At 61.7% G+C, this 21,702-nt stretch carries 22 protein-coding genes; 12 read left to right on the top strand and 10 right to left on the bottom strand.

The annotated features are described in order from the left end of the window. Positions 1-48: 48 nt before the first annotated feature. Positions 49-2,499, bottom strand: coding sequence for a penicillin acylase family protein (locus PseAD21_RS27100; RefSeq protein ID WP_102358820.1), 2,451 nt, complete (start codon positions 2,497-2,499; stop codon positions 49-51). 245 nt (positions 2,500-2,744) lie between these two features. Here PseAD21_RS27100 and PseAD21_RS27095 point away from each other — a divergent pair, with 245 nt between their 5' ends. Beyond that, complete coding sequence (locus PseAD21_RS27095) at positions 2,745-3,302, top strand: cysteine hydrolase family protein (protein WP_102358819.1); 558 nt, start codon at positions 2,745-2,747, stop codon at positions 3,300-3,302. A gap of 147 nt (positions 3,303-3,449) precedes the next feature. Here the strand turns inward: PseAD21_RS27095 and PseAD21_RS27090 are convergent, their stop codons facing one another. Genes PseAD21_RS27090 through PseAD21_RS27075 form a run of 4 tightly spaced genes read right to left on the bottom strand, consistent with a single transcriptional unit; the run spans position 3,450 to position 5,172 of the window. Then, positions 3,450-3,659, bottom strand: coding sequence for an SEC-C metal-binding domain-containing protein (locus PseAD21_RS27090; RefSeq protein WP_018607772.1), 210 nt, complete (start codon positions 3,657-3,659; stop codon positions 3,450-3,452). Further along, the gene (locus PseAD21_RS27085) at positions 3,656-4,150 is read right to left on the bottom strand and encodes an LEA type 2 family protein (RefSeq protein ID WP_102358818.1); all 495 of its coding nucleotides are present in this window, start codon (positions 4,148-4,150) and stop codon (positions 3,656-3,658) included. Before PseAD21_RS27085 ends, PseAD21_RS27090 begins: the two co-directional genes overlap by 4 nt. 43 nt (positions 4,151-4,193) lie before the next feature. Further along, the gene (locus PseAD21_RS27080) at positions 4,194-4,670 is read right to left on the bottom strand and encodes a YchJ family protein (protein WP_102358817.1); all 477 of its coding nucleotides are present in this window, start codon (positions 4,668-4,670) and stop codon (positions 4,194-4,196) included. A gap of 4 nt (positions 4,671-4,674) precedes the next feature. Next, entirely contained in the window at positions 4,675-5,172 is a 498-nt protein-coding gene (locus PseAD21_RS27075) for a DUF6231 family protein (protein ID WP_102358816.1), read from the bottom strand. Positions 5,173-5,369: 197 nt separating this feature from the next. On the opposite strand from PseAD21_RS27075, the gene PseAD21_RS27070 reads away from it, so the two are divergent. The 4 genes from PseAD21_RS27070 to PseAD21_RS27055 all read left to right on the top strand — a co-directional run bounded on the left by PseAD21_RS27070 (position 5,370) and on the right by PseAD21_RS27055 (position 8,065). Continuing rightward, positions 5,370-6,065 (top strand): OmpA family protein, encoded by a 696-nt coding sequence (locus tag PseAD21_RS27070; RefSeq protein ID WP_102358815.1) that lies wholly within the window; start codon positions 5,370-5,372, stop codon positions 6,063-6,065. A gap of 89 nt (positions 6,066-6,154) precedes the next feature. Beyond that, positions 6,155-6,877, top strand: coding sequence for an OmpA family protein (locus PseAD21_RS27065; protein WP_102358814.1), 723 nt, complete (start codon positions 6,155-6,157; stop codon positions 6,875-6,877). A gap of 161 nt (positions 6,878-7,038) precedes the next feature. Then, positions 7,039-7,314, top strand: a complete 276-nt coding sequence (locus PseAD21_RS27060; protein ID WP_102358813.1) for a DUF1145 domain-containing protein — start codon at positions 7,039-7,041, stop codon at positions 7,312-7,314. Then, entirely contained in the window at positions 7,307-8,065 is a 759-nt protein-coding gene (locus PseAD21_RS27055) for a collagen-like protein (RefSeq protein ID WP_102358812.1), read from the top strand. Before PseAD21_RS27060 ends, PseAD21_RS27055 begins: the two co-directional genes overlap by 8 nt. Before the next feature lie 71 nt (positions 8,066-8,136). Here PseAD21_RS27055 and PseAD21_RS27050 read toward each other — a convergent pair whose 3' ends face one another. Next, a complete protein-coding gene (locus PseAD21_RS27050; protein ID WP_102358811.1) occupies positions 8,137-8,601 on the bottom strand; it encodes a DUF2269 family protein in 465 nt (154 codons plus the stop codon). A gap of 99 nt (positions 8,602-8,700) precedes the next feature. Here PseAD21_RS27050 and dinG point away from each other — a divergent pair, with 99 nt between their 5' ends. From dinG to pdxH, 5 genes are all read left to right on the top strand, one after another. Continuing rightward, the gene (dinG, locus tag PseAD21_RS27045; protein WP_102358810.1) at positions 8,701-10,845 is read left to right on the top strand and encodes an ATP-dependent DNA helicase DinG; all 2,145 of its coding nucleotides are present in this window, start codon (positions 8,701-8,703) and stop codon (positions 10,843-10,845) included. Positions 10,846-10,937: 92 nt separating this feature from the next. Beyond that, positions 10,938-13,292, top strand: coding sequence for a beta-galactosidase (locus PseAD21_RS27040; protein ID WP_102358809.1), 2,355 nt, complete (start codon positions 10,938-10,940; stop codon positions 13,290-13,292). Between the two features lie 213 nt (positions 13,293-13,505). Then, entirely contained in the window at positions 13,506-14,651 is a 1,146-nt protein-coding gene (locus tag PseAD21_RS27035) for a serine hydrolase domain-containing protein (protein WP_102358808.1), read from the top strand. A gap of 113 nt (positions 14,652-14,764) precedes the next feature. After that, positions 14,765-15,883: an OmpA family protein gene (locus PseAD21_RS27030; RefSeq protein WP_102358807.1), complete on the top strand. Its 1,119-nt coding sequence runs from the start codon at positions 14,765-14,767 to the stop codon at positions 15,881-15,883. Between the two features lie 24 nt (positions 15,884-15,907). After that, entirely contained in the window at positions 15,908-16,555 is a 648-nt protein-coding gene (gene pdxH / locus PseAD21_RS27025) for a pyridoxamine 5'-phosphate oxidase (RefSeq protein ID WP_102358806.1), read from the top strand. Between the two features lie 5 nt (positions 16,556-16,560). On the opposite strand, the gene PseAD21_RS27020 is transcribed toward pdxH, so the two are convergent. Then, positions 16,561-16,797: a hypothetical protein gene (locus tag PseAD21_RS27020; RefSeq protein ID WP_102358805.1), complete on the bottom strand. Its 237-nt coding sequence runs from the start codon at positions 16,795-16,797 to the stop codon at positions 16,561-16,563. A gap of 167 nt (positions 16,798-16,964) precedes the next feature. On the opposite strand from PseAD21_RS27020, the gene PseAD21_RS27015 reads away from it, so the two are divergent. Next, a complete protein-coding gene (locus PseAD21_RS27015; protein WP_007918566.1) occupies positions 16,965-17,429 on the top strand; it encodes a glycine zipper 2TM domain-containing protein in 465 nt (154 codons plus the stop codon). 74 nt (positions 17,430-17,503) lie between these two features. Here PseAD21_RS27015 and PseAD21_RS27010 read toward each other — a convergent pair whose 3' ends face one another. The 3 genes from PseAD21_RS27010 to nhaA form a co-directional block, all read right to left on the bottom strand. Then, a complete protein-coding gene (locus PseAD21_RS27010) occupies positions 17,504-17,755 on the bottom strand; it encodes a pyocin S6 family toxin immunity protein (protein ID WP_102358804.1) in 252 nt (83 codons plus the stop codon). Positions 17,756-17,766: 11 nt separating this feature from the next. Continuing rightward, positions 17,767-18,960, bottom strand: coding sequence for an S-type pyocin domain-containing protein (locus PseAD21_RS27005; RefSeq protein ID WP_102358803.1), 1,194 nt, complete (start codon positions 18,958-18,960; stop codon positions 17,767-17,769). A 246-nt stretch (positions 18,961-19,206) separates the two neighbouring features. Next, on the bottom strand, positions 19,207-20,379 hold the full coding sequence (nhaA, locus tag PseAD21_RS27000; RefSeq protein WP_102358802.1) for a Na+/H+ antiporter NhaA: 1,173 nt from the start codon (positions 20,377-20,379) through the stop codon (positions 19,207-19,209). A 172-nt stretch (positions 20,380-20,551) separates the two neighbouring features. Here nhaA and PseAD21_RS26995 point away from each other — a divergent pair, with 172 nt between their 5' ends. Then, positions 20,552-21,646 carry a PLP-dependent cysteine synthase family protein gene (locus tag PseAD21_RS26995; RefSeq protein ID WP_102358801.1) on the top strand — a complete coding sequence of 365 codons (1,095 nt, stop codon included), beginning with the start codon at positions 20,552-20,554 and terminating at the stop codon, positions 21,644-21,646. The last annotated feature ends 56 nt before the right edge of the window (positions 21,647-21,702 follow it).

Here is a 21,702-nt window from a genome sequence, read left to right as displayed (position 1 = left end):
CGTCACGGGCTGCATTCCCACGCGGAGCGTGGGAACGATCATGGGGGGTTATTTACCGGGGGTGAGGGTCAAACGCGTCTTGCCATACACCCGGTCAAAGTTCTGCGGCTGCATTGGCAAGCCGATGTACTGGCCCTTGAGCCAGGCGTCGATGCCGTTGAGGTAGTTCGGGCTGGCCGGGTTGCCGGATTGGCCGGTGCCGTTCTGCCCCATCAACGGCTCGGTCTGGCTGAAGTCGACGATGAAGCGCATCGACGGCGCACGCGTGGTGTTGAAGTCCTGGCCCCAGGCAAATGCCGCCGTATTCAGGGTGGTGTGGTCACCGCCTGCAGCGATTGGACCGCGAACAGTCTGGCCGTTGGCATTCTTCCACTCGTAGCCATGCAGTTTGCCCCACTGCCAAGCCTTGTGATCGCCACCCAACTGACTGTCGCCAGCGTTGATCGCGGCCGCCAGACTGCGCGCCAGAATCTGCGCTTTGTCTTCTTTCTGCGGGGTCCGAATGTCATCCCAGAATGGGCTGTCTTCGCGTCCGAGCAGGTGATCGGCCTGTGCCGAGTAGGACAAATCGCCATTGGCGACAAAGGCTTTCCACGCCGGGCTCGACTCGGGGCCGAGTTCGTCGAGGAAGATCTGCTTCATGCTTTCTTGCAGGAACAGTTCATAGATCGCCGCGTCAGCGGAGGTCGGGCTGAGCTTGCCGTCGAAGGCCATCAAGCGGGCGAAGGCTTCGCGGGCCTTGCTGCGATCGGCTTCCGGCAGGGCGTCGATCGCCTGTTTCAGTGGCTGTTTCATGCCCGGGGCTTCGAACATTTTCTTCAGCTTGGCGGCAAACGTCGTGGTCTGGTCGTACTGCATGGCGATCACGCTGCGACCGTCCTGTTTGCCGCTGCCGGCCAGTTCGGCCAGGCGCTCGCCACGTTCCGGCGCCGCCCAGGAGTTGGACAACTGCATGCCGTAACCGTGAGGAATCACCCGCTGGTTGGCGGTGCCGAGCCAGCCTTGGCTTGGGTCCTGATCGTACGGGTGCAGCATCGGGTCGGCGTAACCGTCCCAGTCGTAGCGACCTTCCCAACCCGGCGATGGCAGCAGGCCTTCGCCTTCGCGACGGTTCGGAAAACGCCCGGTGACCTGCCAGCCGATGTTGCTGACGTCGGCGAACACCATGTTCAGGGCAATGGCGCGGATTTCGCGGCTGGCGTCCGAGGCGCGTTCAACGTTCTGCGCGCGGGTCAGGTCAAAAAACGCGTCCAGCGATTTGTCGTCGGTGAAACTCGGGGTTTGCAGGGCGAGGCCAAAACCGTTGCCCTGCGCCGCTGCCTGGGCGCTGTTGAGCAGCGCACCATGGCGGGTTTCGTACACCGCTTCGCGAATCGGCCGCTGGCCTTTGACGAAATAAGTTTCGTTGCGCACGCTCAGCGGCTGCCATTTGCCGTTGACCTCGTAGGTCAGGCTGCTGCCCTGACGGCGGATTTTTTCCAGAAACAGATCCTGGTTGTCGCCGAGCACGCTGGTGGCGCTCCATGCGACTTTGCCGTTGAAACCACCGAGGACCATCGGCAAACCGGCAACCGTGACACCGGCGGCCTGATACTTCGGCGCGCGAATCTGCACGAAGGTCCACAGCGACGGTGCCGCCAGTGGGCCGTGGCTGTCGCTGGCGAGAATGCTCTTGCCGCTGCGGCTGCGTTGGGGGGCGATGGCCCAGTTGTTCGAAGTGCTGGTGCCGAGCAGATTCACCGCCGCCAATTGTTGGCTGGCGTTGCTCAGTTCGCTCAGGCCCGGGATCTGCCCGTTGAGCTTGAGGCCTTGCAGCTTGTCGGCCTCGGCCAGCGGCAGGTTCTCGTCCGGGGCAGACGGGGTCAGCCAGGCGAGTTTGTCGCTGGTCACGGTTTGCGCCAGCACCAGGGATGAGATCTCTTCCGGCAGGTTGGCCGACTGGCTGAAGTTCAGCAGCGCAAACATCAGCGCCGAATCTTCCGGTTTCCAGTATTGCGGCTTGTAGCCGCTGGAAGCGAGGTCGCCCGGCAGTTTGTCGGCGTAGCGGAACAGGTAGGCGTTGACGCCCCGTGCATAGACTTCGAAGAAGCGCTTAAGCCGTGGCGACGAGGCCTTGTACAGCTCGTCGGCGCTTTTCTTCAGGTTGACCGCGCGCATGTAGCGGTCGGCGTCGAGCATCGAGGCACCGGACATTTCCGCCAGACGGCCCTGAGCCAACAGGCGCAGGGCGACCATCTGATTGATGCGGTCGCTGGCGTGGACGTAGCCGAGGGTGAACAGTGCGTCGTGGAAGCTGTTGCTTTCGATCAACGGCATGCCCATGGCATTGCGGCGTACCGAAACGTTCTGCGCCAGGCCCTTGAGCGGTTGCACGCCGGAGGTGGGCGGGAGGGTGTCCTGAGCGTTCCAGGTCTGGCAACCGGACAGGCTCAAGACACCGGTCACTGCTGCGGCAACGCCGAACCGGGGAAGAAAATGTGTAAGGGCTGGCGAGGCCATAGCAAAGCTCCTGCGGGGGTGTAGAGGCTGGGGGCGCAATAAAGCCGCTACGTTAGTGAGCAGGAGGTGGCCGCGCAAGCGGGCGACCGAGTTATTTCTGCGTTTATACAGACCACAAAGGATCTTCAATCAGCGTTTCGGCGGTTTGATCTTCACCCGTCCCGAATATTCGATAGCTTGCGTAATAAGTGGAGGTGATGCTGAAGTGGTAGGAAATTCGATGACCTTACATGAGAAAAATCGCCATGGAGCTGAAGGCCAACGCTGCACTGATCATCATCGACCAGCAACAAGGCATTCTGCATCCGCGTCTGGGACGGCGGAATAATCCCCACGCCGAGGATCGAATCCTCGATCTGCTGGGGTTCTGGCGAGATAGCGAGCGGCCGGTGATTCATGTGCAGCACCTGTCGCGTGAACCGGGTTCGGTGTTCTGGCCAGGGCAGTCAGGGGTGGAGTTTCAGCAGCGGTTTTTGCCGCAGGACGGCGAATGGCTGATCCAGAAACAGGTGCCGGACGCGTTCTGCTCGACAGGGCTGGAGGCACGCTTGCGTGAAGCAGGAATCAGGCAGTTGATCATCGTCGGCGTGGCGACCAACAACTCGGTTGAGTCCACAGCGCGCACAGCGGGCAATCTGGGGTTCGAGGCATGGGTGATCGAGGACGCGTGCTTCACCTTCGACAAGGCCGATTATTTCGGCACACCGCGATCAGCCGAAGCGGTGCACGGGATGTCGCTGGGGAATTTGCACGGGGAGTATGCGACGGTAACCGGCAGTGCGCGGATTCTGGCGGCTGGCTGAACATCTCGGGTGAATGTAGCGGCCCTTTCGCGAGCAAGCCCGCTCCCACATTCGACCGCGTTCCTGCGGACTGAACGCGGTCGAATGTGGGAGCGGGCTTGCTCGCGAAGGCGGTGTGTCAGGCGAAGAAGATCTTCACTTGAAGCATCAAGCGCCGTGGCACTTCTTGAATTTCTTGCCGTTGCCGCATGGGCAAGGGTCGTTGCGGCCGACGTCTTTCAGGGCGTTGCGCACCGGTTCCTGGTGGGCGTGGCCGCAGTTCGGGCCGTGGACATGGCCATGGTCATGATCGTGATCGTGATGATGGTCATGATCGTGGTTGCAGTCAGGGCCATGGACATGAGGTTGCTGGGTCATCGGTGTTGCTCCGGAATTAAATCGGCGGGGATTATCACGCCATTGCGCTCCAGGTGCACGTAGTGGGCGATGAATAAACCGGTTTCCATTTCACCCTGCAATCGATACGGAATCTGCTGGTTGGGACTTTTCAGCATTTTCACCACGTCTTTTACCCGAGGCCACAGGTTGGTGCGGATCGGTACTTTGAAATACGCACTGCGTTTCGGCCCGACGGTGAACCAGTGCTCATGCTCGCCTTCAGCCAGCAGCAGGTCGGCCAGATGAATGCGATATTCCAGGCCGCGCACGGTCAGGTCGCTGTCGTTGGGGTTGTCGATGCGAAAGTGCAGGATGAATTTCTGTTCGAGCAGCTTGGCCCGCACCACCTCGACTTTCACCAGGTGGACGGCGGGGTCGACGCTGTCATCGCTGAACCACGAGGCGCAACCGCCGAGGTTCAGCAACAGCATCAACAGCAAGCCATGAAGTGTGCGGCGGTGACCGAGCATCGAAAAAACTCCCTTTGTGCCCCAGTCTAGTCGGCGCTTTCCTTTATGCGCCGAAATACCCCGCGCAGCACTTCTTGAATTTCTGCCCGCTGGCACACGGGCAGCTGTCGTTGCGCCCCAGTTTCAGTTGCACGGTCGGGTCGATGAAGTACCAGCGCCCGCTGTTCTGCACGAAGGATGAGCGCTCGCGGTGGCTGTGTTCGCCCTGACTGTCGTGCCAGCGCGCGGTGAAGGTAACGAAGGCATGCTCGGGCTGGCCGCCGAACACTTCCGAGCTTTCGACCGCAAGGCCGAGCCAGGTGCTCTGCGCGCTCCAGGCGCTGATCGACTGGCGATCCAGGCCTGCCTGCTGGGCGGGCAGGGTAGTTGCCACCAGATAATCGATCAGCCCCAGCACATAGGCGCTGTAGCGCGAGCGCATCAGCGCTTCGGCGCACGGCGCGGGATGGCCTTCGTGATAGTGACCGCAGCAGGCCTCCAGCAGGTTGCCGCTGCCGCATGGGCAAATGGCTGTACTCATTGCATTACCACCAGTATTTCCCGAAGTTTTCCGGATTGGCCCAGAACCGCGCGTTGAGCCAGTCGGGGACTTGTTTGTAGTCAAGCAGATCGTAGGTGAACAGTGTCAGCACTTGATCGTCGCGCTGGAAGCGTTCGCTGGCTTGCAGCGCCAGCGAGTAGAAATCGGTTTGCTGCCAGCCGCTGGCGGCCAGGTCTGCCAGCACTGCAATGCGGCTGGCGTTGAGGTTGCGGATCCCGCCCAGCAGGTTCAGGCCGTCGCGCTTGGGCAAATGTTCCAGGCAATCGACCACCAGCGCCAGATCAAAACGCTGTGCCGCGAGCTCTGCAGGCAACGCGCCGGGCGCGGCATGGGCGACCACACGGTCCGGGTGCGCTTCCTTGAAAGCGCTCAGGGCCGGAAATTCGCTGGCGCCGATCAGCAGCAACCGCGCCGGGGCATAGCGATCCAGTAAAGCGGCCAGCGCCTGTTGCGGCGTGCGCGAAGAAATGGCGACGTTCATCGTAGCTCCTCAATCAGATCGCCAAGACTAGCGCGCCAGACGGATCCGGCCTAGACCCCGATTTGTCGCGCATGGCAAAAGTGCCGAATCACTGTGAACACGCTCCCAAATGCCAGTGGCCTATTGCTGGCGGAGATTAAAACTCCGGTCTTTACTCCGTGAATCGGTTCTAAGCCGATCCCTCAGGAGAAAACCAGATGAGCATAGTTCGGACAGCATTACCTTTGATTCTGCTAACCAGTGTGTTGACTGGTTGCGCAGGTTTGCAGAAAACCGACTGGCCGACCTGTGCGGCGGTCGGTGGTGTTGTCGGTGCCGGTCTCGGTGCGACGGAGAGTTCGTCGTGGGCCGGCTATGGCGCACTGTTGGTCGGTGGTACGGCAGCTGCCTATTGCTGGGTCCACGGTGACGGCGACGAAGACGGCGATGGTGTGCCGGACAGTCGCGACAAGTGCCCGCACACGCCTCGCGGCGTGCAGGTCGATGCTGACGGCTGCCCTCCACCAGCCCCGGCGCCAGTGGTAGAAGAGGCCGTTGTGGTCAAGGAAGAAACCATCGTGATCCGCGATGTGCACTTCCAGTTCGACAAAGCCACCCTGACCGGCTCCGATAAACAGGTTCTGGACAAAGTCGCCACGCGCCTGAAACAAGAGTCGTCCACCGCGCAACTGACCGTGACCGGCCACACCGACAGCGTCGGCAGCGATGCCTACAACAAGAAACTGTCGGATCGCCGTGCGCACTCGGTGGTGGAATACCTGATCCAGCAAGGTGTGCCGCGTGCCAGCTTCGTCTCGGTATCGGGCATGGGTGAAAGCCAGCCGGTGGCGGATAACAAAACCGCTGACGGTCGCGCGCAGAACCGTCGTACCGAAATCAAAATCGTCCGCTAGCCCTCTCGCATCCGCGGCTTGTGCAGTCGCGGATGCGGGTCTTTACTCCTGTGTAACCGGTATGGGCCGGTGACACAGGAGCTTTCACAATGACTGTTTTCTCAAGGTCCGTCTTGCCGGTGCTGCTGCTGGGCAGCTTGCTCACCGGTTGCGCCACCCACAGCGATGGCGACGCCCCCCTCAATCAACGTACGTGGCCGATCTGCAGCCTGATCGGCGGGCTGGTCGGTGGCGGTCTTGGCGCCATTGAAAGTGGCGGCTGGGCCGGTGGCGGCGCGGCGCTGGGGATTCTTACCGGCGGGCTGATCTGCTATGCCCAGGATGGCGATGAAGACGGCGATGGCGTGTTCGACCGCCGCGACCGTTGCCCTGACACACCGGCCAATACCCCGGTCGATCATCGCGGCTGTCCGCTGCCGCAATATCCAGTCACTGCAAAAGCCCCAGAGCCTGCGCCGCAATCGGAAGTCATCACCCTCAGCGATGCCGGCAATGTGTTGTTCGATTTCGACAAGTCGGACCTGACCCCGGCCGCCAAGGCGCAGCTCGATACGCTGATGGATAAGTTGCGCAATGCCGACGTGGTCAGCATCAAGGTCATCGGCCACACCGACAGCAAGGGTTCGGATGCCTATAACCAGGCGCTGTCCGAGCGGCGTGCCAGCAGTGTCGCGGCGTATCTGCTGAGCCAGGGCCTGGAGCCGGGCAAACTGACCAGTGAAGGGCGTGGCGAGAGCGAGCCGGTAGCCGACAACGCGACGGAAGAGGGTCGGGCGAAAAACCGTCGGGTGGAGTTGCATATCAATCGCTAGGACGTGTCTGTAGTCCGCAGGCTAGAGCTGCCGGGCGACGATCATCGTCGAACCGGCAGCGATCCGACGACTGACAAAAGTTTTTCTTTTATCCCTCTGGCTTATCCCCCGCCGAAGCCGTTACTGTGCGCCCAAAGAATAATTGCGACACGGGGGAGCGTATGAAGGTTTTCTGGGGGCTGGGGCGCTTGTTGACCCTGCTGTTCTGGTGCGTGGTGGTGGTCAATCTGCTGGTGCCGTTTGTTCATCCGCTGCATGTGCTGGTCAATCTGGCCGGCGCCCTGCTGCTGGCGCTGCATGTTCTGGAGTTGCTGTTCTGCCGCCTCAAGGGGCGTCCCAACCCGTGGCGCGACCGTCTGCGAGTCCTGCTGTTCGGCGTATTTCACCTGCAAACCATCCCGGCCCCGGCCGCTCCGGAGGCTTCTTCCCATGCGTAAACTTTGCCTGCTCGCTGCATTCATCAGTCCCCTGGCCTGCGCCCAGGTGGTCAGCGTCGAAACCAACTCGCTGATGCGTCTGCCCAACACCGCCAGCACCTTGCAGCTGGAACGGCTGGAAGTGGCGGACTACGGCACTTTGCTGATTCCCTCCAACGTGACCGAACTGACCGTTGGCGAATTGCGTCTGGGCCACGAAGCGCGCATCGCGATCGTCCCGAGCGAACAGGCGCTGGACATGAAAGTCAGCCGTGCGCAGTTGTCCGAAGGCAGCCTGATCACCGCTCGCGGCGCGCCGGGCACTTATGAAAAAGCCGCCCGTGCCGGGCGCAATCTGAATTTGCAGTTCAAGGCGTTGAATGCGCCAAAGCTGTTGGTTGATGCTCGTGGCGGTACGGGCGCACCGGGTTTTGTCGGCCTCGATGGCGGCAACGGTGAAGATCCGGGCTGCACCTGGGGCGAGGCCGGTCACGGTTTTGATGGCAGCAACGGCAGCGACGGTCAGCCGGGCGCACCGGGTGCGTTGGTGCGCCTTGAAGTGCCGCACGAGTTTCCGGCCGAGCTGATCAAGGTCAACGTCGCTGGCGGCGCCGGTGGCCCGGCGGGTGTCGGCGGCAAGGCGGGCCAGGGCGGCAAGTCCAAGGGCTGCCTGGTGTATCGCGCCGATGGCGGCAAGAGTGGCAAGGCCGGGGCTGATGGTCTGCCAGGGCCTGTGGGCGCGGCGGGTGCCGTGACCGTACAGCGCCTCTAAAAACACAGCACTTCTTAATTGTGGCGAGGGGATAAATCCCCTCGCCACAAATCGTGCTTGTCGTCAGCGGGTCAGAACATCGGTCGCGCCGCTGCAATCGCCACCAGCGCCAACCCGACAATCAGATTGATCCCCACCACCCGGCGAATCCGCCCCAGCACCGCCGCACCCGCGGGCCAGTCCTTGGCTTCAACGGCCTTGCGCAACTCCGGCAGCATCAAGCCCTGAATGCGGATAAACAGCGCCGTCATCACCACGTACAGCCCGATCATCACCTGCACATACTTCGGCGCGGTCTCGAAACCGATCTGCTGCAAGTGCAGCATGCCGACGCCGCTGATCGGCAACAGGATCACCGCAACCCAGACCCAGCGGAAAAAACCTTGAAACACTTCCACCCACAAGGTCAGGCGAGCGGGGCCGTCGAGAGCCTTCACCGCCGCCGGACGCAGGACCATCCAGGCGAAAAACATGCCGCCGACCCAGACCAGGGCGGACAGGACATGCAGCGGATAAACGAGGCTAAAAGGTGTCATTGGGGTACTCCGTTCTGCGCGGGATCGATTCGCGGGGTATGATAGCCGCCGAACCGAACCACTGAAAATTTATCCAGCGTTTTTTGCGCCCGACACTCAATGATCAGCACTGAACTCAAAACCACGATCCAGGGCGCCTACTCGCGTTTTCTTGAAGCCAAGAGCCTCAAACCGCGTTACGGCCAGCGCCTGATGATCGCTGAAATCGCCAAAGTCCTCGGTGACATCGACACCGACGACGAAGGCCGGCGCAGTGGCGACCCCGCGATTGTCGCGGTGGAAGCCGGCACCGGTACCGGCAAGACCGTGGCCTACAGCTTGGCGGCGATTCCGACGGCGAAGCTGGCCGGCAAGCGCCTGGTGATCGCCACCGCGACCGTGGCCCTGCAAGAGCAGATCGTCTACAAGGATTTGCCCGACCTGATGCGCAACAGCGGGCTGAATTTCAGCTTCGCCCTGGCCAAGGGCCGTGGCCGCTACATGTGCCTGTCCAAGCTCGACATGCTCTTGCAGGAAGGCCACGCGCAAACCGCCACTGCGCAGCTTTTCGAAGAAGAAGGCTTCAAGATCGAGGTCGACGAGGCCAGTCAGAAGCTGTTCACCAGCATGATCGAAAAGCTTGCCGGCAATAAATGGGACGGCGACCGCGACAGCTGGCCGAATGCGTTGGAAGACGCCGACTGGGCACGCCTGACCACCGATCACAGCCAGTGCACCAACCGGCATTGTCCGAACTTCGGCCAATGCGCCTTCTACAAGGCGCGCGAAGGCATGGGCAAGGTCGACGTGATCGTCACCAACCACGACATGGTGCTGGCTGACCTGGCCCTGGGCGGCGGCGCGGTGCTGCCGGATCCGCGCGACACCATTTACGTGTTCGACGAAGGCCATCACCTGCCGGACAAGGCCATCGGCCACTTCGCTCATTACACGCGCCTGCGTTCCACCGCCGACTGGCTGGAAACCACCGCCAAGAACCTCACCAAACTCCTGGCCCAGCATCCCTTGCCGGGCGATCTCGGCAAACTGATCGAGCAAGTGCCGGAGCTGGCGCGAGAGATCAAGACCCAGCAGCAGTTCATGTTCACGGCCTGTGAACAGGTCGCCGATTTCAAACCCGGGGAAGACGTTGAGGGCCGTGAGCGGCCACGTCATCGTTTCGTCGCCGGCGTGATTCCCGAGCACATGCGCGAAATGGGCATCGAGCTGAAGAAGGGTTTTGCCCGTCTCAACGATCTGTTCACGCGCCTGACCGACCTGCTCAAGGAAGGCATGGACGGCGAGGTCAACATCGGCATCGCCAGCAATCAGGCCGAAGAGTGGTATCCGTTGTTCGGCAGCCTGTTGTCCCGGGCTTCTGGCAACTGGGAACTGTGGACCGCATTCACCGCTGAGGACCCGGAAGACAGCCCGCCGATGGCCCGCTGGCTGACCCTGGCCGAAAGCGGTTCGCTGTTCGACATCGAGGTCAACGCCAGCCCGATTCTTGCCGCCGAGACCTTGCGTCGCAGCCTGTGGAACGTGGCCTACGGCTGCCTGGTGACGTCGGCGACGCTGACTGCGCTGGGCACCTTCGACCGTTTCCGCATGCGCGCCGGCCTGCCGAAAAAAGCCGTTACTGCCGTGGTGCCGAGCCCGTTCCATCACGCCGACGCCGGCGTGTTGCGGGTCCCGGATCTGAAGGCTGACCCGCGCGATGCCGCTGCTCACACGGCAGCGATCATTCGTGAGTTGCCCGATCTGGTCGAGGGTTCGCGCGGCACGCTGGTGCTGTTTTCTTCGCGCAAACAGATGCAGGACGTGTTCGACGGTCTCGACCGCGACTGGCGCAAGCAAGTGTTCATTCAAGGCAACCTGTCGAAACAGGAAACCCTGAACAAGCACAAGGCGCGGGTCGATGGCGGTGATTCCAGCGTGCTGTTCGGCCTCGCCAGTTTCGCCGAGGGGGTGGACTTGCCGGGGGCTTACTGCGAACACGTGGTGATCGCCAAGATCCCGTTCTCGGTACCGGACGATCCGGTCGAGGCTGCGCTGTCGGAGTGGATCGAGGCCCGCGGCGGCAATCCGTTCATGGAAATCTCGGTACCCGACGCTTCGCTGAAACTGGTCCAGGCCTGCGGCCGTCTGCTGCGTACCGAAGAAGACCGCGGCACCATCACCTTGCTCGATCGGCGGCTGGTCACCCAGCGCTACGGCAAGGCGATCCTCAATGCGTTGCCGCCATTCCGTCGTGAAATATCCTGAGACAACGGTGGGCAGTTTTGCCCGCCGCGCTGTCTATCTCTCTGCCATGCTTTTCCATTGGCCTTTTGGTCGTTAGGGAGAACTCCGTTCTTATGATTCGCCGCTCGTTGCCTGCCGTTTTTGCCTTGATCTTCGCCGCCCCGTTGCTGGCGGCGCCTGCCGGTCAACAGACCCTGTTCAACTTCGTCCGTCCCGCCGACGTGGTGAAAATCGTCACCGAAAACACTGATCTGCCACAAGCCAACGCCGAGCAAACCCCGGAAGGTGAAGTGCTGCGTCGGGTGACGTTCAACCCGGTAGCGCGTCCGACCCTGCGCCTGACCCCGCAGACTGGCGTCTGGGACTGGTCGCAGTCGGGCATGATGACCCTGCGCCTGCAAAGCGCAATGAACTGGGCCGTGACGGTCTACGTGCAAATCCAGAGCAACAATGGCCAGACGCTGACCAGTCGCGTCGACCTGCCTGCCGGTCCTGCGCAAACCCTGCTGGTGCCGCTGGTCGCGACCTCGCCACTGAGCCAGGGCATGAAGGCCGGGCCGCCGATGCCGATGACCGTTGACGGCCAGCGCATTCTGCTGGCCAGCAGCCGCGGTGAACTGGATCGCAGCCAGGTGGTGTCGGTCAGTCTGTGGATGGATCAGCCGAAAGCCGCCCAGAGCTTGCTGCTCGAACGTTTCGGTGTGCAGGACGGTGACGCGGTGACCCAGGCTGTCTACGGCAATCTGGTGGATGCTTACGGTCAATCGACCCGCAGCAAATGGCCGGAAAAAGTCAGCAGCGATGAACAACTGAAATCCGCCGCTGCCAAGGAACAGCAACAGCTGAAAACCTGGCTGGCCGAGCGCGAAAAGTCTTCGCTGGACAAATTCGGTGGCTGGAACAAAGGCCCGGCGTTCAAGGCCAGTGGCTTTTTCCGCACCGAAAAGCGCGATGGTCGCTGGTACCTGGTGACGCCTGAAGGGCATCCGTTCTATTCGCTGGGAGTCAACACCGTCAGCCCGCAGGTCAACCAGACCTACGTGGCCGGGCGTGAATGGATGTTCGAATCCCTGCCCAAACCCGACGAGCCGCTCGCCAGCCATTTCGGTGAAGGCGACAATCGTGGTGGCAATGGCGCCGATCAGGGGCGGGGCTACAACGCCGGGCGCTGGTACGATTTCTACGCGGCCAACCTGCAACGCCTGTACGGCGAACCTTGCGCAGCGCAGACCAAAGCCGAACCAGCAGCCGAGCCGACAGCGGCCGTACCCTGCAAAGCCACGGTCGACGAGCAGAAGTGGGCCACACATACCCTCGATCGCCTGCAAGCCTGGGGCTTCAACACCGTTGGCAACTGGAGTGCCGATTCGCTCAGCGACGCCGAGCGGGTGCCGTACACCTTGCCGCTGTCGATCGTCGGCGATTACACCAGCATCAGTACCGGGACCGACTGGTGGGGCGGCATGCCTGACCCGTTCGATCCGCGCTTCGCCATGGCCACCGAGCGCGCCGTGGCCATCGCTGCCCGCGATCATCGTGACGATCCGTGGCTGATCGGTTACTACGCCGACAACGAACTGGCCTGGGCTGGTCCCGGCGACGATCCGCAATCACGCTACGCCCTGGCCTATGGCACGTTGAAAATGACCACCGACGTGCCGGCCAAGCGCGCGTTCCTCAAGCAACTGCGCGACAAGTACCGCAACCAGGCGGGCCTGTCGAAAGCGTGGGGCATTGATCTGCCGGCGTGGGAGTTGATGGAGGACCCGGGTTTCGTGCCGCCGATGCCGAATCCGGAGCACCCGGAAATTGAAAACGATTTCAAATATTTCCAGAAGGTATTCGCCGATACCTACTTCAAGACCATCTCCGATTCGCTGAAATGGCACGCGCCGAATCAGTTGCTGTTGGGCGGCCGGTTTGCCACCAGCACCCCGGAAGCCGTGGCGTCCTGCGCGCAATATTGCGATGTGCTGAGTTTCAACATGTACACGCTGAAGCCGCAGGACGGATATGACTTCGCCGCCTTGCGCGCCCTCGACAAACCGGTGCTGATCACCGAATTCAATGTCGGCTCGACTGACCGTGGACCGTTCTGGGGCGGTGTGACGCCGCTGGCGAAGGAAGAGGATCGCGGCCCGGCGTACGCCACCTTCCTCAAACAGGCGTTGAGCGAACCGTCGATTGTCGGTGTGCACTGGTTCCAGTATCTGGACCAACCGGTGACCGGGCGTCTGCTCGATGGCGAGAACGGGCACTTCGGTCTGGTGGGGATTACCGATCTGCCGTATCAGGGCTTCGTCGAGGCAGTGCGCAAGAGCAACCTGCAGGTGATTGATCAGTTGGGCAAGGAGGCGGAGAAAGCCGCTGCGGTCGCTGGCCATGAAGCTGCAGGCGGGCGCAAGGGTGAAGCCGGAAAAGGCCCGGGGGCCGGGCATGCGGGTGGGCATTCAGGGAATGGTCACTAAGGTTTAGACCGCGTCATCGTTCTTCGCGAGCAAGCCCGCTCCCACGCTGATCTTCAGTGCAGCAGAGATCGAGTGTGGGAGCGGGCTTGCTCGCGAAGGCGCCAGTAGCCTCACCACAGCATTCAACCGTCCGGCCCGCAGCTGTTCCCAAATTCCTCAAGGGCTGGAACAATGCGGGCCACTTTGTAGAGCGTTTTCGCGGGGGAGTTGCGGGTGCAGATTCAGGGACATTACGAGCTTCAATTCGAAGCGGTGCGCGAGGCTTTCGCGGCACTGTTCGACGATCCCCAGGAACGCGGCGCAGCCTTGTGCATCAAGGTCGGCGGAGAAACTGTCCTCGACCTCTGGTCCGGCACCGCCGACAAGGACGGCACCGAGGCCTGGCACAGCGACACCATCGCCAACCTGTTCTCTTGCACCAAGACTTTCACAGCGGTCACCGCGCTGCAACTGGTGGCCGAAGGCAAGCTGCAACTGGATGTACCGGTTGCCCGCTACTGGCCGGAATTCGCCGCCGCTGGCAAAGAAACCATCACCCTGCGTCAATTGCTCTGCCATCAGGCCGGTCTGCCGGCCCTGCGCGAGTTACTGGCGCCAGCCGCCCTCTACGAATGGCAAACCATGGTCGACGCCCTCGCCGCCGAAGCACCGTGGTGGACGCCGGGCACTGGCCACGGCTATGCCGCCATCACCTATGGCTGGCTGGTCGGGGAATTGCTGCGTCGGGCTGACGGTCGTGGGCCTGGCGAGTCGATCGTGGCCCGTGTTGCCAAGCCGCTGGGGCTGGATTTCCATGTCGGCCTGGCTGACGAAGAGTTCTACCGCGTGGCGCATATCGCCCGTGGCAAGGGCAACGTCGGTGATGCCGCTGCCCAGCGCCTGTTGCAAGTGACCCTGCGCGAGCCCACCGCCATGACCACCCGCGCCTTCACCAATCCGCCGTCGGTGCTCACCAGCACCAACAAACCGGAATGGCGGCGTATGCAGCAGCCGGCCGCCAACGGCCATGGTAATGCGCGCAGTCTGGCCGGTTTCTACGCAGGCCTGCTCGACGGCAGCCTGCTGGAAAGCGAAATGCTTGAGGAGCTGACCCGCGAACACAGTTTCGGCGAGGACAAGACCCTGCTGACCCGCACCCGTTTCGGCCTGGGCTGCATGCTCGATCAGCCGGACATGGCGAATGCCACCTACGGCCTCGGCCCGCGCGCGTTCGGTCATCCGGGGGCGGGCGGTTCGGTGGGTTTTGCTGATCCGGAGCACGATGTCGCGTTCGGTTTTGTGACAAATACCCTTGGGCCGTACGTCTTGATGGATCCGCGCGCGCAGCAGCTGGCGCGGGTACTTGCCACTTGTCTGTAAAGCGTTACATGAGGTTCCAGGTTTGGAACCAGTTCCGGTTTTTCGATTCAAAGCGTCTGTTTATCCGGGCAAAAGAGCTCTGATCTTTCATTACTTCACTTTGTGGATTTTCAATGTCGTCCAAAAAAACTCTCGCCCTGGCCCTGTGTGTTGCGATTACCGGTTGTGCACAGACTCCTAAAAACGATGCGGACGGTGGCAGTTGGTGGCCGTTCGGGTCCTCTGACAAAGTGGCGGCCAAAGAGCCGGCACCGGCTCCTGCCCCGCTCAAACCTGCCGCCACCGCACCTGTGGCCAAGACTGAAAGCAGCAGCCACTGGTACTGGCCGTTCGGCAGTTCCGATGATGCGGCCGCCAAGACCGATGTGAAACCTGAAGTCAAACCAGAAGCCAAACCGGTTGCAGTGGCCAAGGCCGACGCTGACACCGGCACCAAGTGGTGGTGGCCGTTCGGCGGCAAGGATCAGTCCACCGCCAAAGTGGTGCCGATGCCTGACCCGAAAGTCACCCAGGCCTGGCTGGATGACTACGAACCGCGCCTGCGTGCGGCGATCAAGGACAGCAACCTGCAACTCGAACGCCGTGACAACGTGCTGGTGGTGATTGCGCCGGTGGAAGGCTCGTTCAACCCGAAGCGCCCAGCGATGCTGCTGCCGGTGACTCTCAGCCCGTTCACCAATGTTGCGAAAATCCTCGAAGCTGACCCGAAAACCGCGGTACTGGTGCTCGGTCACAGCGACAACACCGGCGCTGCGCCAGCCAACGTCAAACTCAGCCAGGAGCGCGCCCAGTCCGTGGCGGCGATCTTCCGCCTGAGCGGCTTGCAGCGTGATCGCCTGATGCTGCGTGGCATGGGCGGCGATGCCCCGCGTGCTGCCAACGACAGCGCTGAAGGCCGTGCCCTGAACCGTCGCGTCGAACTGCTGGTGACTCCGCAGAACACCATGGTTGCCCTGCTGAGCAAATACAACATGCCGGCGCCGGCTCCGACCACGATGATCGCCGCACAGGACGTCAAGCCTGTGGCCAAACCGGTCACCCCGGCGCCAGCGACTTCGAAGGCCGCCGTACCTGCAAGCAAAAAGGCTCCAGCGAAAAAAGCCGCCGCCAAGGCACCCGCGAAGAAAGCGGCGACCAAGGCTGCGGCGAAAACGCCGGCCAAGAAAACCGCTCCAGCCAAAGCGGCGGCCACTGACAAGAAAGTCGCTGCCACCGATACTTCCAAGCAGTGATCCGCTAACGAAAAGGAATGCGCCATGACCCAGGCTCTGGCAGATATGCGTCGTGATTACACCCGGGATGGTCTGACCGAGGCGCAAGCCCCGGCCGAACCCTTTGCGCTGTTCCACCAGTGGTTTGCCGACGCGGTGAAAACCGAACAGGCGCCAGTGGAGGCCAACGCCATGACCCTGGCCACGGTCGATGCGGACGGTCGACCGCATTGCCGCATTCTGCTGCTCAAGGGGCTGGACGAGCAGGGCTTCACCTTCTTCACCAACTACGACAGTGCCAAGGGCCAGCATCTGGCGGCCAATCCGTTTGCCGCCATGACCTTCTTCTGGCCAACCCTGGAGCGCCAGGTGCGCATCGAAGGGCGTGTGGTGAAAGTCACGCCTGCAGAGTCCGACGCGTATTATCAGGTGCGTCCGCTGGGCAGCCGGCTCGGGGCCTGGGCCTCACCGCAGAGCCGGGTGATCAACGGGCGTGGCGAGCTGGAAGATTTGCTCAAAGCCACCGAGCAGCGCTTCAGCGACACCCAGCCCGACTGCCCGGAACACTGGGGTGGCTATCGTCTGCTGCCGGAGCGCATCGAATTCTGGCAAGGCCGTCCAAGCCGTCTGCACGATCGCCTCAACTACCGTGTGCAGGGCGCCAACTGGATTCTTGAACGTCTGGCGCCTTAAGCAGTCTACCGAGCGTGATAGCCTGCCGCAGTGGCCTCAAGCCACTTCGGCAAGTCCCGACGCTTGATCTTCTGTGCCTGGGCATGGGCTAATTGTTCGAGCATGAAGGCGCGTTTGCCTTCATCGTTGCCCGCCAGGGACAACGCCAGGTCACGATCCATCCAGCGTTTGATCCGCACGTACAGCCACCCGTGGAAGTACAGACCGGCGACGGTGGTGACGAAAATGATCAAGTAATCCATGAAAATCCTTGGGTCGGCAGGGCAGGTTGGGCGATTTGGCGCTACTGTTGGGTGGTTCTGCAGGTGCCTGTACCGGGCCTGAATAAAATCAAGTTTATCCGGGCTGTGTCGTGACAGGCGTCAAGCAGCGGGGTTTAATGAATAAATGTACTTTTGGAGTTGATGCTATGCGTAAGTCTGTTCTGCTGGTTGCTTCCTTTTCCACGATGGCGATGTTGCTGACCGGCTGCCAGTCGAGCCTGACCGGTGACTCCTATTCCCGTGACGAAGCGCGTCGCGTGCAGACGATTCGCATGGGCACCATCGAATCCCTGCGTCCGGTGAAAATCGAAGGCACCAAGACCCCGATTGGCGGTCTCGCGGGTGCAGCAGTCGGTGGCGTTGGTGGCAGCGCCATCGGTGGCGGCAAGGGCAGCATCGTGGCAGCGGTCATCGGCGCTGTGGCCGGTGGTTTGATCGGTTCGGCCACCGAAGAAGGCCTGACCCGCACCCAGGGCGTGGAAATCACCGTGCGCGAAGACGACGGCAGCATGCGCGCCTACGTGCAACAGGTTCAGGAGAACGAAGTGTTCCGTGTCGGTGAGCGCGTGCGCATCTCCACCGTCGGTGGCACCAGCCGCGTTTCGCACTAAGCGGCAACGAGCGGTAAAAGAAAACCCCGATCAGGTGACTGGTCGGGGTTTTTGGTTTGTTTCAGTTCGGCTGCTCAGTGCTGGGCACAGGTGCCCATAAAATACTCCAGACCCTTCGGGAAGCTGACGTTTAGAAGAGCCTCCAATGAACTCACTTGATCCTGGCTCAATAACAACTCCCCAGGTTCCAGTTCGCTCAGCGGTTTGGATTCAATGAGCTGTGCAACCTTTTCATTCATTTCGCTACCGTTGATATCCATTTCAAACTGTAGCGAGTTGTCTTGGATTTCGTCAGGGTAAAACCCGGTGATTGAAAGGTAACGCATGCATTAGTCCCTTAATTTCTAGAGGTTCTTCTATCCGGCTCGGCAGGCCCGGTTTGTTCACCAGTAATATGATTGAACTCACCCAAATGAGTGGTTCCTAGTTTGTCGTATTTTTCTACAGCATTGCTTTTGTAATCCCATTCATAGATCCGACCTTTGCGGTCTACCCAACGTGCTCGCCGCTTTCCACCACCTTGAACCGATGACTTGGACTTCACTCTGACTGCATCAGGAAACGCAGGTAGCGTCTTTGGGTGGTCGTAGTAGGCATGGTCGCGAGCTCGGCTGAGAACAATGTAAACCGGCTTAACCCCCGAATCCGCCGGAAACACCAGAATGAAATCCCGATACTCCGGCGGATAAACCGGACTCACCAGTATCCCGTCCGCCGCTTTCGTCGGTGGATACACCCAGATGTGCGGTGCCTGCGGTGCAGCTTCCAGCGCCGGAATGCCAAGAATGTCCGAGTCATCCACCGCAGGCGTCCAGATCAGTTCGATGCCTTCACCCAGGTCGGCGACGAATAGGTCGCCGCGTGCCGTGAACTGCACGACATCGACCATTTCCCAATCGCGGTTCCTGCCGGTGTAGAAGCCGTAGCCCCGCAGGCTGCCATCGGCCTGTTGTTCGATGTGCAGGCGAACGCGGGTGCGGGCCTGTTTGAGGCTGCGCAGTTGCTCGTCGTTATAGAGCGCGCTGTCGCCGAGGCTGGAAGGCATGAGCAGCGCCACCAGTCCTGCCAGGGTGGCGGCCGCGGTTCCGGCGGTGATCGCGGGTAGCGCCTCGAACGCGGCGCCGGCCAAGGCGAAACTGCCCAGCCCGGCGGGAATTGCCGTGGCGCTGAGTTTCTTCAGCGCAATGCCACCGTTGCCATCGCTTTCACGTGCGCCAAGCAGGATCAGCTCGCCGTAATCCTTGAGGCTGTCCGTCGGCACCATCCCCGAAGGGTTCGAATAATCGATGATCGCGTCCGGCAATTTGCAGGATTTGGCGAACACGCACCCGGCACGCACGGGATCTGGCTTTTTGGTCGCAACCTCTCGACTGCGCTCGAAGGCATCCTGCCGCGCCAGCATGGCGTCGTAAGCGTTTTGTCGGGCTTCGCGCTCGGCCAGTTCAGTGGCCGTCATGTAGCGGTAGGTGACGTGATGCCCGTCGCCCGCCGGTGGGTTGGGGACCCGGGGAATGTCCTTGTTGCGAGCCACTGAGCGTCCTTTCGTTCATCCGTCGACAACCCTTCGAAAGGGCTGTGCGACGTTAACGAAGCAGGCAGATGGTAGCTGTAGGACGCGTCTCTATTGAGGTGGGGATTGTTCGCTTAATGTCAGACAAGCCAGACCTGTAGTGAGGGGATTTATCCCCGACGGACTGCGCAGCAGTCCCCATGATTCAGGGCTGCTGCGCAGCCATCGGGGATGAATCCTCTCGCCACAGGTGTTTTAGATTTCGCGTCAAGCTTTGCGACTCGCCGCCGCCGTCACCGCATAACCGATCAACGCCGCCAGAATCGAGCCTGTGAGGATGCCCATCCGGTCCATCCCGGCGTAGTCGCTTACCCCCGGCTCAAAGGCCAGCGAGCCGACAAACAGGCTCATGGTGAAGCCGATGCCACAGAGGATCGCCACGCCCAGCACCTGACCCCAATTGGCGCCCTGGGGCAGGGTGGCGATGCCGATTTTCACCGCCAGCCAGGTCAGGCCGAACACGCCGACGGTCTTGCCCAACAGCAGGCCGATGGCGATGCCCATCGGTACGTGATGGGTGAAGCTTTCGACCGTCACGCCGCTCAGCGACAGGCCGGCGTTGGCGAAGGCGAACAGCGGCAGAATGCCGTACGCGACCCATGGATGCAGCGCATGTTCGAGGGTCAGCAGCGGCGACGGTTCGGCATTTTTCGTGCGCAGCGGGATGCAGAACGCCAGCGTCACACCGGCCAGTGTCGCGTGGACACCGCTCTTGAGCACGCACACCCACAGGATCAAACCGATGATCATGTACGGCCCGAGCTTGACCACGCCGAGCCGGTTCATCGCCACCAGGGCCGCGATGCACGCCGCCGCCAGCCCCAGCGACAGGGTCGAGAGCTCGCCGGAATAGAAGATCGCGATGATCACGATGGCGCCGAGGTCGTCGATGATCGCCAGGGTCATCAGGAACAGTTTCAGCGACACCGGCACACGCTTGCCCAGCAGGGCCAGTACACCGAGGGCGAAGGCAATATCGGTGGCGGTCGGAATCGCCCAGCCGTTCAGGGCCGCCGGGCTGTCACGGTTGAGCAGCCAGTAAATCAGCGCCGGCACCAGCATGCCACCGACCGCCGCCGCACCCGGCAGAACGATCTGCGACGGTTTCGACAGCTGCCCGTCGAGCACTTCGCGCTTCACCTCCAGGCCGATCAGCAGGAAGAACAGCGCCATCAGTCCGTCGTTTATCCACAACAGCAGCGGCTTGGCGATTTTCAACGCGCCGATCTGCGCCACCACCGGCGTGTCGAGCAGGCCGGTGTACAGCCACGACAGCGGTGAGTTGTTGATGATCAGAGCGAGGATGGCGGCGGCGATCAACAGCAGGCCGCTGGCCGCTTCCAACTGAAAGAAACGGGTGAAGGTTGTACGCAGCGGCAAGGTCGCTCTCCATCTACATTGCAAAAGGTCGGACACGCACTTGCACAGAGCCTAGCAGTTGGCGGATATATTGGGCCTCAGCTGTATCTGTGAGCTTTGCAGGTTTTTTCCTATGCTTGAGAGCTGAGCCTGTGACGAGGCGATTCCTGCCCGATTCAACGAGAGCATGACCATGAGCGACAACCGACAGTGGGCCCGCGAAGCCATCCGCATCATTGAAGCGGACTTCCAGCGCAGCGCCGACACCCATCTGATCCCCTTGCCGCTGCCGGGTTTTTCGGGCATCGAGTTGTACTTCAAGGACGAGTCCAGTCATCCCACCGGCAGCCTCAAGCATCGCCTGGCGCGCTCGCTGTTCCTGTACGCGTTGTGTAACGGCTGGCTCAAGCCCGGCGCGCCGGTGATCGAGGCGTCCAGCGGTTCGACGGCGATTTCCGAGGCGTATTTCGCGCGGATGCTTGGCCTGCCGTTCATCGCGGTGATGCCGGCGACCACCTCCAAAGAGAAAATCGCGCAGATTGCCTTTTACGGTGGTCAGAGCCATCTGGTGAAAGACCCGACGCAGATTTACGCCGAGTCCGAGCGTCTGGCCCGCGAGCATGGCGGCCACTTCATCGATCAGTTCACCTACGCCGAGCGGGCCACCGACTGGCGAGCGAACAACAACATCGCCGAGTCGATCTTCCAGCAGATGCGTTTCGAGAAGCACCCGGAGCCGAGCTGGCTGATTTCCAGCCCGGGCACCGGCGGCACCACCGCGACGCTCGGCCGCTACGTGCGCTATCGCCAGCATTGCACGCGCGTACTGTGTGCCGACGCCGAGCGTTCGGTGTTCTTCGACTACTACCAGACCGGTGACGCCAGTCTGCGTCTGGACTGCGGTTCGCGGATCGAAGGCATTGGCCGGCCACGGGTGGAAGCGTCGTTCCTGCCCAAGGTGATCGATGCGATGGTCAAGGTGCCGGACGCCTTGTCGCTGGCGGCCATGCATTACCTGGCGCAGCGCCTGGGGCGGCATGTCGGCGGGTCGAGCGGCACTAACCTGATCGGCGCGCTGATGGCGGCGCAGCAGATGAAAGCGGCGGGGGAGTCGGGGTCGATCGTGGCGATTCTGTGCGATGGCGGCGAACGGTATGCCGACACCTATTACGATCAGGCCTGGCTGAAGGCGCAGGGGTATGAGCTGGAGGGGTTGATTGCGGCGGTGGCGGCGAGTGCCGAGCGCGGTGAAGCGCTGCCGGCTTCAGTGTTGCGCGCCAATATCTAAAGCCAAACTCGGAAACCAATGTGGGAGCGGGCTTGCTCGCGAATGCGGTGTGTCAG

Source organism: Pseudomonas sp. AD21, from assembly GCF_002878485.1.
In the GTDB taxonomy this organism is placed as follows: domain Bacteria; phylum Pseudomonadota; class Gammaproteobacteria; order Pseudomonadales; family Pseudomonadaceae; genus Aquipseudomonas.
This window is presented reverse-complemented; position numbering and strand designations above follow the sequence as displayed.

Bases quoted from the DNA above. Each gene is read 5' to 3' on its own strand.
- PseAD21_RS27100 (WP_102358820.1), bottom strand. From the start codon at position 2,499: ATGGCCTCGCCAGCCCTTACACATTTTCTTCCCCGGTTCGGCGTTGCC.
- PseAD21_RS27095 (WP_102358819.1), top strand. From the start codon at position 2,745: ATGGAGCTGAAGGCCAACGCTGCACTGATCATCATCGACCAGCAACAA.
- PseAD21_RS27090 (WP_018607772.1), bottom strand. From the start codon at position 3,659: ATGACCCAGCAACCTCATGTCCATGGCCCTGACTGCAACCACGATCAT.
- PseAD21_RS27085 (WP_102358818.1), bottom strand. From the start codon at position 4,150: ATGCTCGGTCACCGCCGCACACTTCATGGCTTGCTGTTGATGCTGTTG.
- PseAD21_RS27080 (WP_102358817.1), bottom strand. From the start codon at position 4,670: ATGAGTACAGCCATTTGCCCATGCGGCAGCGGCAACCTGCTGGAGGCC.
- PseAD21_RS27075 (WP_102358816.1), bottom strand. From the start codon at position 5,172: ATGAACGTCGCCATTTCTTCGCGCACGCCGCAACAGGCGCTGGCCGCT.
- PseAD21_RS27070 (WP_102358815.1), top strand. From the start codon at position 5,370: ATGAGCATAGTTCGGACAGCATTACCTTTGATTCTGCTAACCAGTGTG.
- PseAD21_RS27065 (WP_102358814.1), top strand. From the start codon at position 6,155: ATGACTGTTTTCTCAAGGTCCGTCTTGCCGGTGCTGCTGCTGGGCAGC.
- PseAD21_RS27060 (WP_102358813.1), top strand. From the start codon at position 7,039: ATGAAGGTTTTCTGGGGGCTGGGGCGCTTGTTGACCCTGCTGTTCTGG.
- PseAD21_RS27055 (WP_102358812.1), top strand. From the start codon at position 7,307: ATGCGTAAACTTTGCCTGCTCGCTGCATTCATCAGTCCCCTGGCCTGC.
- PseAD21_RS27050 (WP_102358811.1), bottom strand. From the start codon at position 8,601: ATGACACCTTTTAGCCTCGTTTATCCGCTGCATGTCCTGTCCGCCCTG.
- dinG (WP_102358810.1), top strand. From the start codon at position 8,701: ATGATCAGCACTGAACTCAAAACCACGATCCAGGGCGCCTACTCGCGT.
- PseAD21_RS27040 (WP_102358809.1), top strand. From the start codon at position 10,938: ATGATTCGCCGCTCGTTGCCTGCCGTTTTTGCCTTGATCTTCGCCGCC.
- PseAD21_RS27030 (WP_102358807.1), top strand. From the start codon at position 14,765: ATGTCGTCCAAAAAAACTCTCGCCCTGGCCCTGTGTGTTGCGATTACC.
- pdxH (WP_102358806.1), top strand. From the start codon at position 15,908: ATGACCCAGGCTCTGGCAGATATGCGTCGTGATTACACCCGGGATGGT.
- PseAD21_RS27020 (WP_102358805.1), bottom strand. From the start codon at position 16,797: ATGGATTACTTGATCATTTTCGTCACCACCGTCGCCGGTCTGTACTTC.
- PseAD21_RS27015 (WP_007918566.1), top strand. From the start codon at position 16,965: ATGCGTAAGTCTGTTCTGCTGGTTGCTTCCTTTTCCACGATGGCGATG.
- PseAD21_RS27010 (WP_102358804.1), bottom strand. From the start codon at position 17,755: ATGCGTTACCTTTCAATCACCGGGTTTTACCCTGACGAAATCCAAGAC.
- PseAD21_RS26995 (WP_102358801.1), top strand. From the start codon at position 20,552: ATGAGCGACAACCGACAGTGGGCCCGCGAAGCCATCCGCATCATTGAA.